This window comes from Burkholderia ubonensis subsp. mesacidophila (genome assembly GCF_002097715.1).
GTDB classification, from domain to species: Bacteria; Pseudomonadota; Gammaproteobacteria; order Burkholderiales; family Burkholderiaceae; genus Burkholderia; species Burkholderia mesacidophila.
Map to the genome: position 1 here is coordinate 246659 of NZ_CP020739.1, position 13724 is coordinate 260382.

Consider the following 13724-nt stretch of genomic DNA (forward strand, 5'->3'; position numbering starts at 1 on the left):
GCTCAGGCCTCCGACGGATTGCGCGCGTCGACGTAGCGCGTGTTTGCATCTGCCTGCGCCGCATCGGGCGTGGCGGCGGGCAGGTGCCGCAGGCAGTGGAAACCGTAGTAGACGATCACGACGAAGCACGCGAGCGGCACGACGAACGCGAGCTGCATGTTGCCGCCGGTGTGGTCGGAGATCAGCCCCTGGATCAGCGGCACGACCGCGCCGCCGACGATGCTCATCACGAGGATCGAGCCGCCGTATTCGGTGTCCTTGCCGAGGCCGTCGATGGTCAGGCCGTAGATCGTCGGCCAGCACGGGCCGAGGAAGATGCTGACGCCGACCGCCGCGTACACCGCGGTGATGTCGTGCACGCTGATCGTGTATGCGAGCAGCGCGATGCACAGGATGCCGTAGACGATCAGCACCTTGGCCGGGCCGACGCGCTTCATCACGAGCGTCGCGATCAGCTTGCCGACGAAGAACGCGAAGAACGTCGCGAGCAGGTAGCGCGACGCGCCGCGCTCGGTGAGCCCGCCGATCTGCATCGCGAGCCGGATCGTGAAGCTCCACACGCCGACCTGCGCGCCGACGTACAGGAATTGCGCGACGACGCCCGCGACGAAGCGGCGGTTGCCGGCGAGGCGCGCGAGCGTGCCGCGCGCGTCGATGCGGTGCGTCGCGGCGTCCGGGCCGTTGCCCTTGCAGGCCGGGTACGGCGTCAGCGCGAACACGACGAACACCGCGGCGAGCACGGCGATCAGCCACCGGTACGGCTCGAGCGTGGCCTGGATCATCGCGAGCTGGTGCAGGTGCGCGTCGGCGGCCGACATCGCCGCGAGCTGCGCATGCGATGCATCGTCTTCCTTGAAGATCAGCAAGCTGCCCATGACCACGCCGGCCATCGCGCCGAACGGATAGAACGTCTGCGAGATGTTGAGCCGCCGCGTGCTGGTTGCGCGCGGCCCCATCAGCGTCGAGTACGAGTTCGACGCCGTTTCCAGGAACGACAGGCCCGCGGCGATCACGAACAGCGCGACGAGGAACATCCCGTATTTCGCCATCGACGCGGCCGGGAAGAACAGCAGGCAGCCGATCGTGTACAGCAGCAGGCCGACGAGGATCGTCGTCTTGTAGCTGAACTTCTTCACGACGGTCGCGGCGGGGATCGCGACGAAGAAATAACCGAGATAGAACGCGGACTGCACGAACGCCGATTCGAAATCGGACAGGAAGAACGATTTCTTGAACTGCGCGATCAGCACGTCGTTCAGGTTCGCCGCGGTGCCCCACAGCGCGAACAGGCAGCACAGCAGCGTGAACGCGAAGAGGGGCGTGCGGTTCAGGTAATAGCCGTCGGGTGTGGGTTCGATTCTGGCTCGGCTCATGGGTGTCTCCTTCCCGGGTTGTCTCGTCGATGGACGTCGCGGCGCGGTTGTCAGCGTCCTGCGTCGTGCATGAAGCGCTCGAAGGTGGCGGCGTCGGCATACGACTTCTGCGTGCCGAGGCCGGTCACCGAGTGCGCGGCATACGCGGATGCGTAGCGCATCGCGGCGGCGGCGTCGCGCGATTCGACGTAGTAGCGCGCGAAGCAGCCGATGTACGCGTCGCCCGCGCCGGTGGTGTCGCGCGCGTCGACGCTGACGCCCGGCACGTGGCGCACGCCATCGCGCGAAACGAGCAGCGAACCCTGGCTGCCGAGCGTGACGATCACCTGCTTGAGCCCGCGCTCGACGAGCGACGCGGCGGCGCGCGCGGCCGCGTCGGGCGAATCGACGGGCATGCCGGACACGATCGCGAGCTCCGTTTCGTTCGGGACGAAGAATTCGACGGGGCGGATCCGCTCGAAGTCGAGGTCGGGCACGGCCGGCGCGGGATTCAGCAGCACCGGGATGCCGTGCCGCGCGCCGAACGCGATCGCGTGATAGACGGTGTCGAGCTCGATCTCGAGCTGCAGCACGATCAGCCCGCACTCGCGCAGCTTCGGCGCGGCCGCGTCGATGTCGGCGGGCTTCAGGTGGCGGTTCGCGCCCTTGACGATCAGGATGCTGTTGCTCGAATCGGGTTCGACGAAGATCGGCGCGACGCCGCTCGGCACGCCGGGCACCTTGCGCACGTGTTCGGTGTCGATGCCGGCGCGCGCGAAGTTGCGGATCGTGTTGTCGGCGAACACGTCGTCGCCGACTTTCGTCACCATCACGACCCGCGCGCCGAGGCGGGCGGCCGCGACGGCCTGGTTCGCGCCCTTGCCGCCGCAGCCGAGCTCGAAGCCGGGCGCTTCGAGCGTTTCGCCGCGCGCGGGCATGCGGGTGACGTAGGTCACCAGATCGACCATGTTGCTGCCGATGACCGCGATTGTCTCCATGCTTGTTTTCCTTGGAATGTTTGGGGTGGAGGCCGGGGAGGGCGCCGTCCGCCAATGTGTGATAATAAAATCACATAACATGTGAAAATGCAATCGTCATATGTGATGGGTGTCACGGGCGAACGCTGTCGCCACGCGAGGCGGCGCGGCGGCGAGACGTGTCACGGTGTGGATGCTGGGCCGGCTTGTGCGGGTGTCCGCGCTCGACGGGGTATCGAGCGCATGTGCGGGCTGTGAGTGGGATCTGGCTGTGGAGGGGGCAATTGCTGCGCGCGGGATCGCGTCGCGCGCTTTCACACGCAAACCGGCGTCAGAGCACCCGCTCCGACAGCACACGAAACGCGACGCCGGGAACGACGAAGCAGAATGGCGCGCCAACCGCGCCGATCCGCTGCAGGAAATCGCCGTGGCCGACCGGCTCCACCGCCCTGAGCGGCTCGACGGCATCGACGTCGATCGGCAGGTCGATGCGGGCATGGGCGAGGCCATTGCAATCCTCGACGTGCGCAACCGCACCGTGCTGCAGGCTGAGGAACGTCACCGCGCCGCGCCATGAATCGAAGAACGGCGCGAGTTCGGCGGGCAGCGTGCGTTCGGACGTCGTCTCGGCGACGCACCGAAAATCCGGCGCGCTGCCGTCGCCGCCCGCCAGCAGCGTGCTGAATCGGCCGTCACGCGCCGTGTGTTCGAAGCGCTTCGCGAGATGCGACGGCAACGCGTCGCTGAACAGCCGGCTGCCGATCGCATAAAGCGGATGGTCGAAGACGTTCTTCACGAACAGGACCGTCGGTTCGGCCGGCGCCCGTCCCGAGAGCGTATCGACGTAAAGCCGCCAGTTGCTTTGCAGCGGCGACGGAAAGAGGCGGCGCAGCGGGCCCGCGGCGCGCGGGCCGAAGTGGCGGTGCGCGTAAGTGAGGATGGTGAACGGCGTCTTGCCGCCGCGCGCGGCCAGCCTGACGCCGGGCGGCACCAGATGGGCGACGTCCGCGAGATCGACGAGCCACGTGCAATACACGACGTCCTGCACGTCGCTGGCGAGTTGCAGGAACGGCAGCCGCGACAGCAGTGCGCGGCGGGCGCGCAGCAGCGGGCGGCTCGCGACGACCAGGTTGGCGAGCCGGCCGACGATGCCGGCGGACGGATGGACGAATGCGTTGGTATAGGACATGGCCGTTGTTGTTGTGATGGATTGAAGCGCGACGCGAAAGCAAGCGCTTTCAACTTTGGCGGGCGCGCGCGCAAGGTACCTCAATCGTCGGCGCCGCGCCGCTTTCGGTCGATTCCTTCAGGAGACTCGCCGGATGGACGACGCAACCCCGCCTGATCCGACCGAAACGCGCCGGGCGACTGCCCGGTCCATTTGCGGAACGCGCGATGAAACGCGCTCGGCTCGGAGAAGCCCAGCTCGACCGCGATGTCGGCGACGCTGCGCGCGCCGTCGCGCAGCAGCGATTGCGCGATCACGCTGCGCATTTCGTCCTTGATCGCCGCGAAGCTCTGCCCTTCGCTGCGCAGGCGCCGCCGCAGCGTCGCCGGCGGCATGTCGAGCTGCGCGGCCAGCGCGTCGAAGACCGGCCAGTCCGCCGCCGGCACAGCCTTCAGGTGCGTGCGGATCTTCGCGACCCACCCCGAATCGTGCCGGTAGCGCACCAGGATGTTGGCGGGTGCGCCGCGCAGGAAGGTCTTCAGCGCCTGTTCGGAGCGGATCGTGGGCAGGCGCAGATAGGCCGCGTCGAACGTGAGCCGGCAATCGGGCCGGTCGAAATGCACCGGTGCGCCGAAGAACTGGCTGTAGTCGTCGCGATGGGCGGGGCTCGCGCACGAGAAATCGATGCGCCGCAACGGAATGCGCCGCCCGATCAGCCAGCACGCGAGGCCGAGCAGGATCAGCCAGAACGTGCGGTAAGCGAACGCGGGGCGCGGCCCGCCCGCGTCGGCGAGCACGATGCGCGCCTCGCCGCCGGCCACCTGCAGCCGGCCGTGCGGGTGGTCGAGCACCACCCGCAGGAACCGCAGCGCGCGCTGCAGCGCCTGCTCGAGCGTGGCCGCATGCAGGACCGCGTGACAGAGCAGCGCGAAGCTGCCGACCCGCATCGGCCGCGCGGCGAGGCCGAAGAACTCGTCGTCCAGCGCGTCGGCCATCGCCAGCCACAGCCGCCCGTATTGCTGGATCGTGACCGGGCTGTCCACCTCGGCCGGCAGCCCGGCCGCATGCAGCAGCGGCTGCACGTCGACGCCTTGCTGGCGCAGGCAGGCGAGCGCGTCCTCGACAAAGCCCGGCGCGATCATGTGCCGTTCCACCACAGACCCTCCGATATGGCATTTCCGATCAGGATCGTAGACTCGATTTGTCATTGTTTGCAATGTCGGCGATGACTACCATCGGGAACGAATCTGCCGCGCCGGCCGATCTGCCGGCCGCGATACAACGGGAGGAGACACCCATGCCAGACCAGATCGCCGACGCCGTACCCGCTTACGCCGACGCGGTGGCCGGCTTCAGCCTCGACGCCGCCGCTGCGCGCCTGTCCGGCGACCTCGCGCACGGGCTGAACGCCTGCGTCGAATGCTGCGACCGGCACGTGGCGGCCGGCGGGACCGCGCTCGACTGGATCGACGCCGGCGGCCGGCATCACAGCTTCAGCTTTGCGCAGATGCAGGCGCTGTCGGCGCGCGTCGCCCATCTCCTCGTCGCGCAGGGCGTCCGGCCCGGCGACGTCGTGGCCGGCCTGCTGCCGCGCACGCCCGAACTGGTTGCGACGATCCTCGGCGTGTGGCGCGCGGGCGCGGTCTACCAGCCGCTGTTCACGGCGTTCGGGCCGAAGGCGATCGAGCACCGGCTGCGCATGAGCGACGCGAAGCTGGTCGTGACCAACCTCGCGAACCGCGCGAAGCTCGACGAAGTCGCCGCGTGCCCGCCGGTGGCGACCGTGCGCCGGCCGGACGAGCCGCTGCATGGAGAGGACGAGCCGCTGCGCGGCGGCGACATCGATTTCCTCGCCGCGCTCGATGCGCAGCCCGACGCGTTCGAGCCGGTGCCGCGCACCGGCTCGGACCTGTTCCTGATGATGTCGACGTCGGGCACGACCGGCCTGGCGAAGGGCGTGCCGGTGCCGCTGCACGCGTTGCTCGCGTTCGGCGCGTACATGCGCGACGCGGTGGACCTGCGCCCGGACGACCGGTTCTGGAACATCGCGGACCCGGGCTGGGCCTACGGGCTCTATTACGCGATCACCGGGCCGCTGCTGCTCGGCCACGCGACGACGCTGGTCGAAGGCGGTTTCTCCGTCGATGCGACCTATGACGTGATCGAGCGGCTCGGCATCACGAGTCTCGCCGGCTCGCCGACCGCGTACCGGCTGCTGATGGCGGCCGGCGCCGGGCCGGCCGCGCGCATCCGGGGCCGCCTGCGCATCGTGAGCAGCGCGGGCGAGCCGCTGAATCCGGAAGTCATCCGCTGGTTCGACGCCGAGCTCGCCGCGCCGATTCGCGATCACTACGGGCAGACCGAGCTCGGCATGGTGGTGAACAACCATCACGGCCTGGCGCACCCGGTGCATCCCGGCTCGGCCGGCGTCGCGATGCCCGGCTATCGGGTCGCGGTGCTCGACGACGCGGGCCACGAACTCGGGCCGAACCAGCCGGGCGTGCTCGCGGTCGACATCGCGCGCTCGCCACTGCTGTGGTTCACCGGCTACTGGCGCCAGCAGACGCCGGCCATCGCCGGCGGCTATTACCGCACCGGCGACAACGTGGAACTGGAGCCGGACGGGAGCATCAGCTTCATCGGCCGCGCGGACGACGTGATCACGTCCGCCGGCTACCGGATCGGGCCGTTCGACGTCGAAAGCGCGCTGATCGAGCATCCGGCGGTGATGGAGGCGGCCGTGATCGGCGTGCCCGACCCGGAGCGCACCGAGATCGTCAAGGCGTACGTCGTGCTGTCGGACGGCTACGCGGGCTCGCCGACGCTCGCCGACGAACTGAGCCTGCACGTGAAGAAACGCCTGTCGGCGCATGCGTATCCGCGCGCGGTCGAATTCGTCGACGCGTTGCCGAAGACGCCGAGCGGCAAGATCCAGCGCTTCGTGCTGCGCAAGATGGCGGCAGAACAAAACGCGACGAACTGAACGGAGGAAGAACGAATGAACATCGATAACCGCGTGTTTCTGGTCACGGGCGCAGGCTCCGGCCTGGGCGCCGCCGTGGCGCGCATGGTCGTCGAGCACGGCGGCCGGGCGATGCTGGTCGACGTCAACGGCGACGCCGCGGCCGGCGTCGCGCGCGAACTCGGCGCGGCGGCGCGCTTCGTGGCGGCCGACGTGACCAGCGAAGCCGACGGGCAGGCGGCGCTCGCCGCCACGCTCGACGCGTTCGGCCGGATCGACGGGCTCGTCAACTGCGCAGGCGTAGCGCCTGGCGAGAAGGTCGTCGGGCGCGACGGGCCGCACCGGCTCGCGAGCTTCGCGCGCGCGGTCTCGATCAACCTGGTCGGGACCTTCAACATGATCCGGCTGGCGGCCGACGCGATGTCGAGGCAGGACGCCGACGCGAACGGCGAGCGCGGCGTGATCGTCAACACCGCGTCGATCGCCGCGTTCGACGGCCAGATCGGGCAGGCGGCCTATGCGGCGTCGAAGGGCGGCGTGGTCGGGATGACGCTGCCGGTCGCGCGCGAGCTCGCGCGCTTCGGCATCCGCGTCGTGACGATCGCGCCGGGCATCTTCGCGACGCCGATGCTGACCGGGATGCCGCAGGACGTGCAGGACTCGCTCGGCCGCAGCGTGCCGTTTCCGGCGCGTCTCGGCCGCCCGGAGGAATTCGCCGCGCTGGTGCGGCACATCGCCGAGAACACGATGCTGAACGGCGAAGTCATTCGACTCGACGGCGCGTTGCGGATGGCGCCGCGCTGATCCACAAGGAGAAGGAACCATGACGACACACGATCCGATTGTCATCGTCGGTGCGGCCCGCACCCCGATGGGCGGTTTCCAGGGCGATCTGGCCGCGGCGGCGGCGAGCGAGCTGGGCGCGGTGGCGATTCGCGCGGCGCTCGAACGCGCCGGCGTGCCGGCCGAACAGGTGGACGAGATCGTCTTCGGCTGCGTGCTGCCCGCGGGGCAGGGACAGGCGCCGGCCCGGCAGGCGGCGCTGAAGGCGGGGCTGCCGCTGGCGGCTGGCGCGACCACGGTCAACAAGATGTGCGGGTCCGGGATGAAGGCCGCGATGTTCGCGCACGACCTGCTCGTCGCGGGCTCGGCGGACGTGATGGTGGCGGGCGGCATGGAAAGCATGAGCAACGCGCCGTACCTGCTGCCGAAGGCGCGCGGCGGCTACCGGATGGGACATGGGCAGGTGCTCGACCACATGTTCCTCGACGGCCTTGAGGACGCGTATGACAAGGGCCGCCTGATGGGCACGTTCGCCGAGGATTGCGCGGCGACCTACGGCTTCACGCGCGACGCGCAGGACGCGTTCGCGATCGCATCGCTCAAGCGCGCGCAGCAGGCGATCGCGAGCGGCCGGTTCGCGGCCGAAGTGGCGCCGGTGCAGGTGCGCGCGGGCAAGACCGAAACGGTGGTGAGCATCGACGAGCAGCCGGGCAAGGCGAAGCTCGACAAGATCCCGACGCTCAAGCCGGCGTTCCGCGAGGGCGGCACGGTGACGGCCGCGAATTCGTCGTCGATCTCGGACGGCGCCGCGGCGCTGGTGCTGATGCGCCGCTCGGAAGCGGAGCAGCGCGGCCTGACGCCGAAGGCGGTGATCGTCGGCCATTCGACTTTTGCGGACAAGCCCGCGCTGTTCCCGACGGCGCCGGTCGGCGCGCTGCGCAAGCTGTCGGAGAAGACCGGCTGGCGGCTGCGGGACGTCGACCTGTTCGAGATCAACGAAGCGTTCGCGGTGGTCGCGATGGCCGCGATGCGCGATCTCGACCTGCCGCACGACAAGGTCAACGTGCACGGCGGCGCGTGCGCGCTCGGCCACCCGATCGGCGCGTCCGGCGCGCGCGTGTTGGTCACGCTGCTCGCGGCGCTCGAAACGCATGGGCTGCGGCGCGGCGTGGCGTCGCTCTGCATCGGCGGCGGCGAGGCGACGGCGATCGCGATCGAACGCCTGACCTGATCCGGCGACGCGAATCCGGCACCCGGATTCGCGACGACGTCGAGCGAGGTGGCGGGGGCGGGGCGGGCTGCAAGGGCCCGCCCCGTTCCGTTTACGGTTCCGCTTGTCGGGCCATTTGTCGGCTGCGGCCGTCGATCGAACGCGGCGACGCCCGTCCGGACTGCTACAATCGCGACTTGTTTCATTCAGTGTGCTTGACGTTACGGACTCTGAACGGCTCGCGAGCGGCACGATCGACTTGCGCAGAAAGCCGAGCGGCAACAACCCCGACACCGCCCCATTCGGCAACGGTCAGGCAGACTGTGAACGAATGATGGGAATCCGCGTGCCCCGGTTGATTCCGGGCACCGCATCGACGAAGAAAACGCCACGTGACATCCAGCAAAATTCAGACGCTGCAGCAGCAGCTCGGCCACCTCAACCTGCTGCTCGAAGAAGCCCGCACGAAAGAGAAGGCGGAAGCATTGGCCAGGATCCGGGAACAGGTCAAGGAATACGGCATCACGGAAGTGGAACTCCTCCGTGCGGCCGGCTTCGTGAAGGACAAGCCGAAGAAGCAACCCGCCAAGTACTACGATCCGTCGTCGGGCAACGCCTGGTCGGGCCGCGGCGCCCGCCCGAAGTGGCTGGCCGGCAAGAACCCGGACGACTATCTGATCCGGCCCGAGGCCAAGCCTTGGTGGCCCGGCGAGGAATGATGAAGGCCGGTCGAGCGTTGCCGACCCGGCACGCTTGATCCCGGCCGCCCGGCCGGCGCTGGCGTTTCCGCATGTGACGGGAGCGAGTCGGCGAAGTGACATGCTTGCGACACCCTGAATCGAACGGCGACGCCTTGTGTCGAGCAGGTCGAGGCCGTTCGAGCCTTTTCTTGGGGTCCGATCCGTTCATCCACCCGATCGCGTGCCGGCCGCCTGACCGGCGGCGCGCGCTTGCTCCGGGCCCGGGACGACGAACGGGGCGTCGCCGATGACCTACACTAGAAGCCCGCTCCTCGCGGGCCGGCGGCCGTTCCGGCGCAACCCGCTGCATGGCTTCGTCCCCGGCTTGCCGCCTGCGAACGGCGGTGGAACGGAAACACGGCGTGATCGGCTGCCCGGATTCGCCGGGCGCCGACATTCATGTAGGAGGTCATCATGTTGCAAGCCACCGAGATGCAACAGCGCTTCAGCCACCTGCAGCAGACGATCAGCGAGGCATCACGGACCTGCCACTCGAACAAGATGGCGCCCAGGGAACTGCTGAACTGGGTCGATGAACTGGACAGGGAATGCAAGTCGGCGAAGAAGGTCATCGCGTCCCGCGACGACGATCGCATCCGCCAGTGGGTCGACGATCTCGAACGGATCGGCGATCGGGCCGAGCGCGCGTGCATGCAGGCCGGCGGCGTCGATGCCGGCATCAAGGACGCCGTGAGCTCGATGCATTCGGAGCTCTCGGATCTGAAGCGGCAAGTGCACTGAGGCACTGAGCGATTCGCCCGCTATTGCGCGTCGCCGAGCGGGTAAACCGCGACGGGGTTTACCTGTGTCGAACGCGGGATTTTCGAGGAGTACGATCAGTCGTCCAGTTTGTTTTTGAGGTTTCTCAGAGCGAAGCTCGCCCGCGTACCCGCGGGCATTTTTTTGTCCGCGATCCGGGCCGTCGCACGGCTCCGCAACGCTTCCGTCCTTTTTGCCGATTTGTCCGATCAGGCACGCGCGGGCGCCCATGCCAATCAAGGCAGACTGCGCTATCTTCCCGCCTTCGACTTGCGCGCCTGCCCAATCCGCCGATGAAATTCGCGACCCCGATCCTGCCGAACCCGCTCGTCACCGACCGCCTGCTGCTCCGCCCGGCCCATCGGGCATACGCGCCCGCTTTGCTGGCGTACTACGTCGAAAACCGGACGCACCTGATGCCGTGGGAGCCGTCGCGGCCCGATTCGTTCTACACCCGACATGCGATCGAGACGCGGCTGATGTCGATGGAGGACAACATCACTGCCGGCCGCGCCGTGCATCTTTTGATGTTCGATAAGGATGACGATCGATTGATCGGCGATTGCAATTTCACGCAGATCGTTCCGGAGCCGTTCCGCGCGTGCTATCTCGGGTTTTCGATCGCACGCGATTGCGAAGGGCGAGGGTTGATGCACGAGTGTCTGGAGACCGCGATTCGCTATGTGTTCGATGAACTCGCGCTGCATCGCGTGATGGCCAATCATCGTCCCGAAAACCGGCGCAGCGCGCGGCTCCTCGAACGGCTCGGATTCGAGCGGGAAGGCTATGCGCGCGCGTATCTGCGCATCAACGGCGCGTGGGCCGACCATGTTCTGACCGCGCTGATCAATCCGGCGCCGGTTTGACGGCGTGCGCCGTCCCATCCGTATACTCGAGCGCTGATGGCGTCGCCGACGCCGACGCCGATGCAAAAAAAAGAGAGGGCACATGATTGACGAGAGCTGGGCGCACGCCGCCCGTGGATTGCGCAGCGACGCCGATTTCTGGTCGCTGCGCGTCGTCGACGAGACGATCGAGGAGCACCAGGTGCGCAACGACGTCGCGCTGCCGCTGGCCCGCGTGCGCGACCGCGGCGCGATGCTGGTCGCGTGGGCGGGCGCCGGCGCGGGCTACGCGGCGACCGCGAACCTGTCGGCGGCCGGACTCCAGGCGGCGCTCGACATGGCGACCGCGCGCGCGAAGGCGAGCGCCGCCTGGTCGCTGATCGATCACCGGCAGGCCGCGCGTCCGCACGAGAGCGGCGCCTATGCGTCGCCGGGCCTCGATGCGCCGCTGCCGTCGCGCGCCGAGTGGGTCGAGCGCCTCGCGCACGAATGCGCGGCGGCGCGTGTCGACGCACGGATCGTCGAGCGCACGGCGACCGTGGCGATCACGCATACCGACCAGCTGTACATGACGAGCGACGGCGTGCGGATCGACCAGCGCTTCCGCTTCCTGATGCCGGAGCTGAGCGTCGTCGCGCACGCGGACGGCGACACGCAGGTGCGCTCGCTCGGCCAGTCGGGCACGCTCGCGCAGGGCGGCCTCGACGTGCTCGCGCGCTACGGCTTCGACGGCGCGGGCGCGCGGGTCGCCGACGAGGCGCTGCAGCTGCTCGCCGCGCCGAACTGCCCGTCGGGCCGTCGCGACCTGCTGCTGATGCCGGACCAGATGATGCTGCAGATCCACGAATCGATCGGCCATCCGCTCGAGCTCGACCGGATTCTCGGCGACGAGCGCAACTTTGCGGGCTGGAGCTTCGTGACGCCCGACATGTTCGGCAGCTACCAGTACGGCTCGCCGCTGCTGAACGTCACGTTCGACCCGGGCCTGCCGTCCGAGGCCGCGTCGTATGCGTTCGACGACGACGGCAGCGTCGCGCGCAAGCAGACCCTGATCCGCAACGGCGTGCTCGAGCGGCCGCTCGGCGGCGCGCTGTCGCAGCAACGCGCGGGCCTGGCCGGCGTCGCGAACTCGCGCGCGTCGAACTGGAACCGCCCGCCGATCGACCGGATGGCGAACCTCAACGTCGAGCCCGGCGACCAGACGCTCGATGCGCTGGTCGCGGGCATCGAGCACGGCATCCTGATGCGTACCAACACGTCGTGGTCGATCGACGATCGCCGCAACAAGTTCCAGTTCGGCTGCGAGTTCGGCCAGCTGATCGAGAACGGCAGGCTGACGCAGGTCGTCAAGCAGCCGAACTACCGCGGCATTTCCGCGAGCTTCTGGCGCAGCCTGCGCGCGGTCGGCGACGCGAGCACCTTCGGCGTCTACGGCACGCCGTTCTGCGGCAAGGGCGAACCGATGCAGGTGATCCGGGTCGGCCACGCGTCGCCCGCGTGCGTGTTCGCCGACGTCGACGTTTTCGGGGGCGCATGATGACGGGATTCGATACGACAACGACCGCGTTGACGCTCGACTGGCGCACGCACTTCGCGCGGCTCGCCGACGAAGCCGAGCGGCTCAAGGCGCCCGGCGAGACGGTGCTGCTGTGGTTCGCCGGCGAGACGACCGACTTCGTCCGCTTCAACGAAGGCCGAATTCGCCAGACCGGGCGCGTGGTGCAGGGCAAGCTGTCGGTGCGGCTGATCGACGGCGCGCGGCAGGCGAGCGCCACGTCGACGCTGGCCGGCGATCCGGCCGCCGATTTGCCGGACCTCGCGGCGACGCTTCGCGCGCTGCGCGACGGGTTGCGCGACGCGGCCGACGATCCGCACCTGCTGTACGACACGTCGACGTGGACGCAGGACACGCGGCGCACCGGCCGTCTGCCGGATGCGGACGCGCTTGCGCGGATCGTCGCCGAATGCGCGCGCGGGCTCGATTTCGTCGGCTTCTACGCGGGCGGTTCGATCGCGCGCGGCTTCGCGTCGTCGACCGGCAGCCGCGGCTGGCACGAAGCCGAGAACTTCGAATTCAGCTGGTCGCTGTACGAGGCGGGCGGCCGCGCGATCAAGACGGCCTATGTCGGCGACGACTGGGACGACGCGGTGTTCGCGCGCAAGGTCGAAGCCGCCGCCGCGCGGCTGCCGGTGTTCGGCCGCGCGCCGAAGGCGCTCGCGCCCGGCCGCTATCGTGCGTATTTCGCGCCGGCCGCGATCTACGAGATGACCTACCTGATCGGCTCGGACGGCTTTTCGGCGCGCGCGCACCAGAGCGCGCGCAGCGCGCTGCACAAGCTGCACGCGGGCGACGTCGCGCTCGATCCGCGCGTGTCGATCGCCGAGGACCTGACGCTCGACCTCGTGCCGGCGTTCAATGCGGACGGATACCGCCGCGAGAGCGTGCAGCTCGTTGTCGCGGGGCGCAGCGCGGCGCAACTCGTCGGCGCGCGCAGCGCCCGCGAATACGGGCTGACGCCGAATGGGGCGGACGCGTACGAGATGCCGCAGTCGCTGTCGATCGCGGGCGGCACGCTGGCGGACGACGACGTGCTCGCGGCGCTCGATACCGGGCTGTACGTCGGCAATCTCTGGTACCTGAATTTCTCGGACCGGATGAATTGCCGGATGACCGGGATGACGCGTTTCGCGACGTTCTGGGTCGAGGGCGGCAGGATCGTCGCGCCGGTCGACGCGATGCGCTTCGACGACAGCTTCTATCGGCTGTTCGGCTCGGAGCTGGAGCAGCTTGGCGCGACGCCTGCGCTGCAGTTGAACGATTCCGGCTGGGGCGAGCGCTCGACGGGCGGCGCGCAGGTGCCGGGCGCGCTCGTGCGCGCGTTCGAGCTGACGCTGTGATCGAAGGGGCGATGCCGTTCGGCCGGCGCG

The 13724-nt window shown here is 69.0% G+C and carries 12 protein-coding genes; 8 read left to right on the forward strand and 4 right to left on the reverse strand.

Features of this window, described 5'->3' with window-relative positions; genetic code table 11:
• Positions 1–2 precede the first annotated feature (2 nt).
• The 4 genes from fucP to B7P44_RS33435 all read right to left on the reverse strand — a co-directional run bounded on the left by fucP (position 3) and on the right by B7P44_RS33435 (position 4639).
• Positions 3–1373 carry an L-fucose:H+ symporter permease gene (gene fucP / locus B7P44_RS33420; RefSeq protein WP_084910309.1) on the reverse strand — a complete coding sequence of 457 codons (1371 nt, stop codon included), beginning with the start codon at positions 1371–1373 and terminating at the stop codon, positions 3–5.
• A 50-nt stretch (positions 1374–1423) separates the two neighbouring features.
• On the reverse strand, positions 1424–2350 hold the full coding sequence (gene rbsK, locus B7P44_RS33425; RefSeq protein ID WP_084910310.1) for a ribokinase: 927 nt from the start codon (positions 2348–2350) through the stop codon (positions 1424–1426).
• A 310-nt stretch (positions 2351–2660) separates the two neighbouring features.
• Positions 2661–3518 (reverse strand): DUF2071 domain-containing protein, encoded by an 858-nt coding sequence (locus B7P44_RS33430; protein ID WP_084910311.1) that lies wholly within the window; start codon positions 3516–3518, stop codon positions 2661–2663.
• Between the two features lie 80 nt (positions 3519–3598).
• Positions 3599–4639, reverse strand: coding sequence for an AraC family transcriptional regulator (locus tag B7P44_RS33435; protein ID WP_084910312.1), 1041 nt, complete (start codon positions 4637–4639; stop codon positions 3599–3601).
• Between the two features lie 155 nt (positions 4640–4794).
• On the opposite strand from B7P44_RS33435, the gene B7P44_RS33440 reads away from it, so the two are divergent.
• The 8 genes from B7P44_RS33440 (at position 4795) to B7P44_RS33475 (ending at position 13694) form a co-directional block, all read left to right on the forward strand.
• Positions 4795–6480, forward strand: a complete 1686-nt coding sequence (locus B7P44_RS33440) for an acyl-CoA synthetase (protein ID WP_084910313.1) — start codon at positions 4795–4797, stop codon at positions 6478–6480.
• 15 nt (positions 6481–6495) lie between these two features.
• Complete coding sequence (locus B7P44_RS33445; protein ID WP_084910314.1) at positions 6496–7263, forward strand: 3-hydroxyacyl-CoA dehydrogenase; 768 nt, start codon at positions 6496–6498, stop codon at positions 7261–7263.
• Positions 7264–7282: 19 nt separating this feature from the next.
• Positions 7283–8473 (forward strand): acetyl-CoA C-acetyltransferase, encoded by a 1191-nt coding sequence (locus tag B7P44_RS33450; protein ID WP_084910315.1) that lies wholly within the window; start codon positions 7283–7285, stop codon positions 8471–8473.
• A 371-nt stretch (positions 8474–8844) separates the two neighbouring features.
• Positions 8845–9171: an H-NS histone family protein gene (locus tag B7P44_RS33455; RefSeq protein WP_084910316.1), complete on the forward strand. Its 327-nt coding sequence runs from the start codon at positions 8845–8847 to the stop codon at positions 9169–9171.
• 435 nt (positions 9172–9606) lie between these two features.
• On the forward strand, positions 9607–9933 hold the full coding sequence (locus B7P44_RS33460) for a hypothetical protein (RefSeq protein WP_084910317.1): 327 nt from the start codon (positions 9607–9609) through the stop codon (positions 9931–9933).
• Positions 9934–9956: 23 nt separating this feature from the next.
• A complete protein-coding gene (locus B7P44_RS33465) occupies positions 9957–10817 on the forward strand; it encodes a GNAT family N-acetyltransferase (RefSeq protein WP_321970424.1) in 861 nt (286 codons plus the stop codon).
• An 82-nt stretch (positions 10818–10899) separates the two neighbouring features.
• Complete coding sequence (locus B7P44_RS33470; protein WP_084910319.1) at positions 10900–12333, forward strand: TldD/PmbA family protein; 1434 nt, start codon at positions 10900–10902, stop codon at positions 12331–12333.
• On the forward strand, positions 12330–13694 hold the full coding sequence (locus B7P44_RS33475; protein WP_407924053.1) for a TldD/PmbA family protein: 1365 nt from the start codon (positions 12330–12332) through the stop codon (positions 13692–13694). Before B7P44_RS33470 ends, B7P44_RS33475 begins: the two co-directional genes overlap by 4 nt.
• Positions 13695–13724: the final 30 nt, after the last annotated feature.

Bases quoted from the DNA above. Each gene is read 5' to 3' on its own strand.
- fucP (WP_084910309.1), bottom strand. From the start codon at position 1,373: ATGAGCCGAGCCAGAATCGAACCCACACCCGACGGCTATTACCTGAAC.
- rbsK (WP_084910310.1), bottom strand. From the start codon at position 2,350: ATGGAGACAATCGCGGTCATCGGCAGCAACATGGTCGATCTGGTGACC.
- B7P44_RS33430 (WP_084910311.1), bottom strand. From the start codon at position 3,518: ATGTCCTATACCAACGCATTCGTCCATCCGTCCGCCGGCATCGTCGGC.
- B7P44_RS33435 (WP_084910312.1), bottom strand. From the start codon at position 4,639: ATGATCGCGCCGGGCTTTGTCGAGGACGCGCTCGCCTGCCTGCGCCAG.
- B7P44_RS33440 (WP_084910313.1), top strand. From the start codon at position 4,795: ATGCCAGACCAGATCGCCGACGCCGTACCCGCTTACGCCGACGCGGTG.
- B7P44_RS33445 (WP_084910314.1), top strand. From the start codon at position 6,496: ATGAACATCGATAACCGCGTGTTTCTGGTCACGGGCGCAGGCTCCGGC.
- B7P44_RS33450 (WP_084910315.1), top strand. From the start codon at position 7,283: ATGACGACACACGATCCGATTGTCATCGTCGGTGCGGCCCGCACCCCG.
- B7P44_RS33460 (WP_084910317.1), top strand. From the start codon at position 9,607: ATGTTGCAAGCCACCGAGATGCAACAGCGCTTCAGCCACCTGCAGCAG.
- B7P44_RS33470 (WP_084910319.1), top strand. From the start codon at position 10,900: ATGATTGACGAGAGCTGGGCGCACGCCGCCCGTGGATTGCGCAGCGAC.
- B7P44_RS33475 (WP_407924053.1), top strand. From the start codon at position 12,330: ATGATGACGGGATTCGATACGACAACGACCGCGTTGACGCTCGACTGG.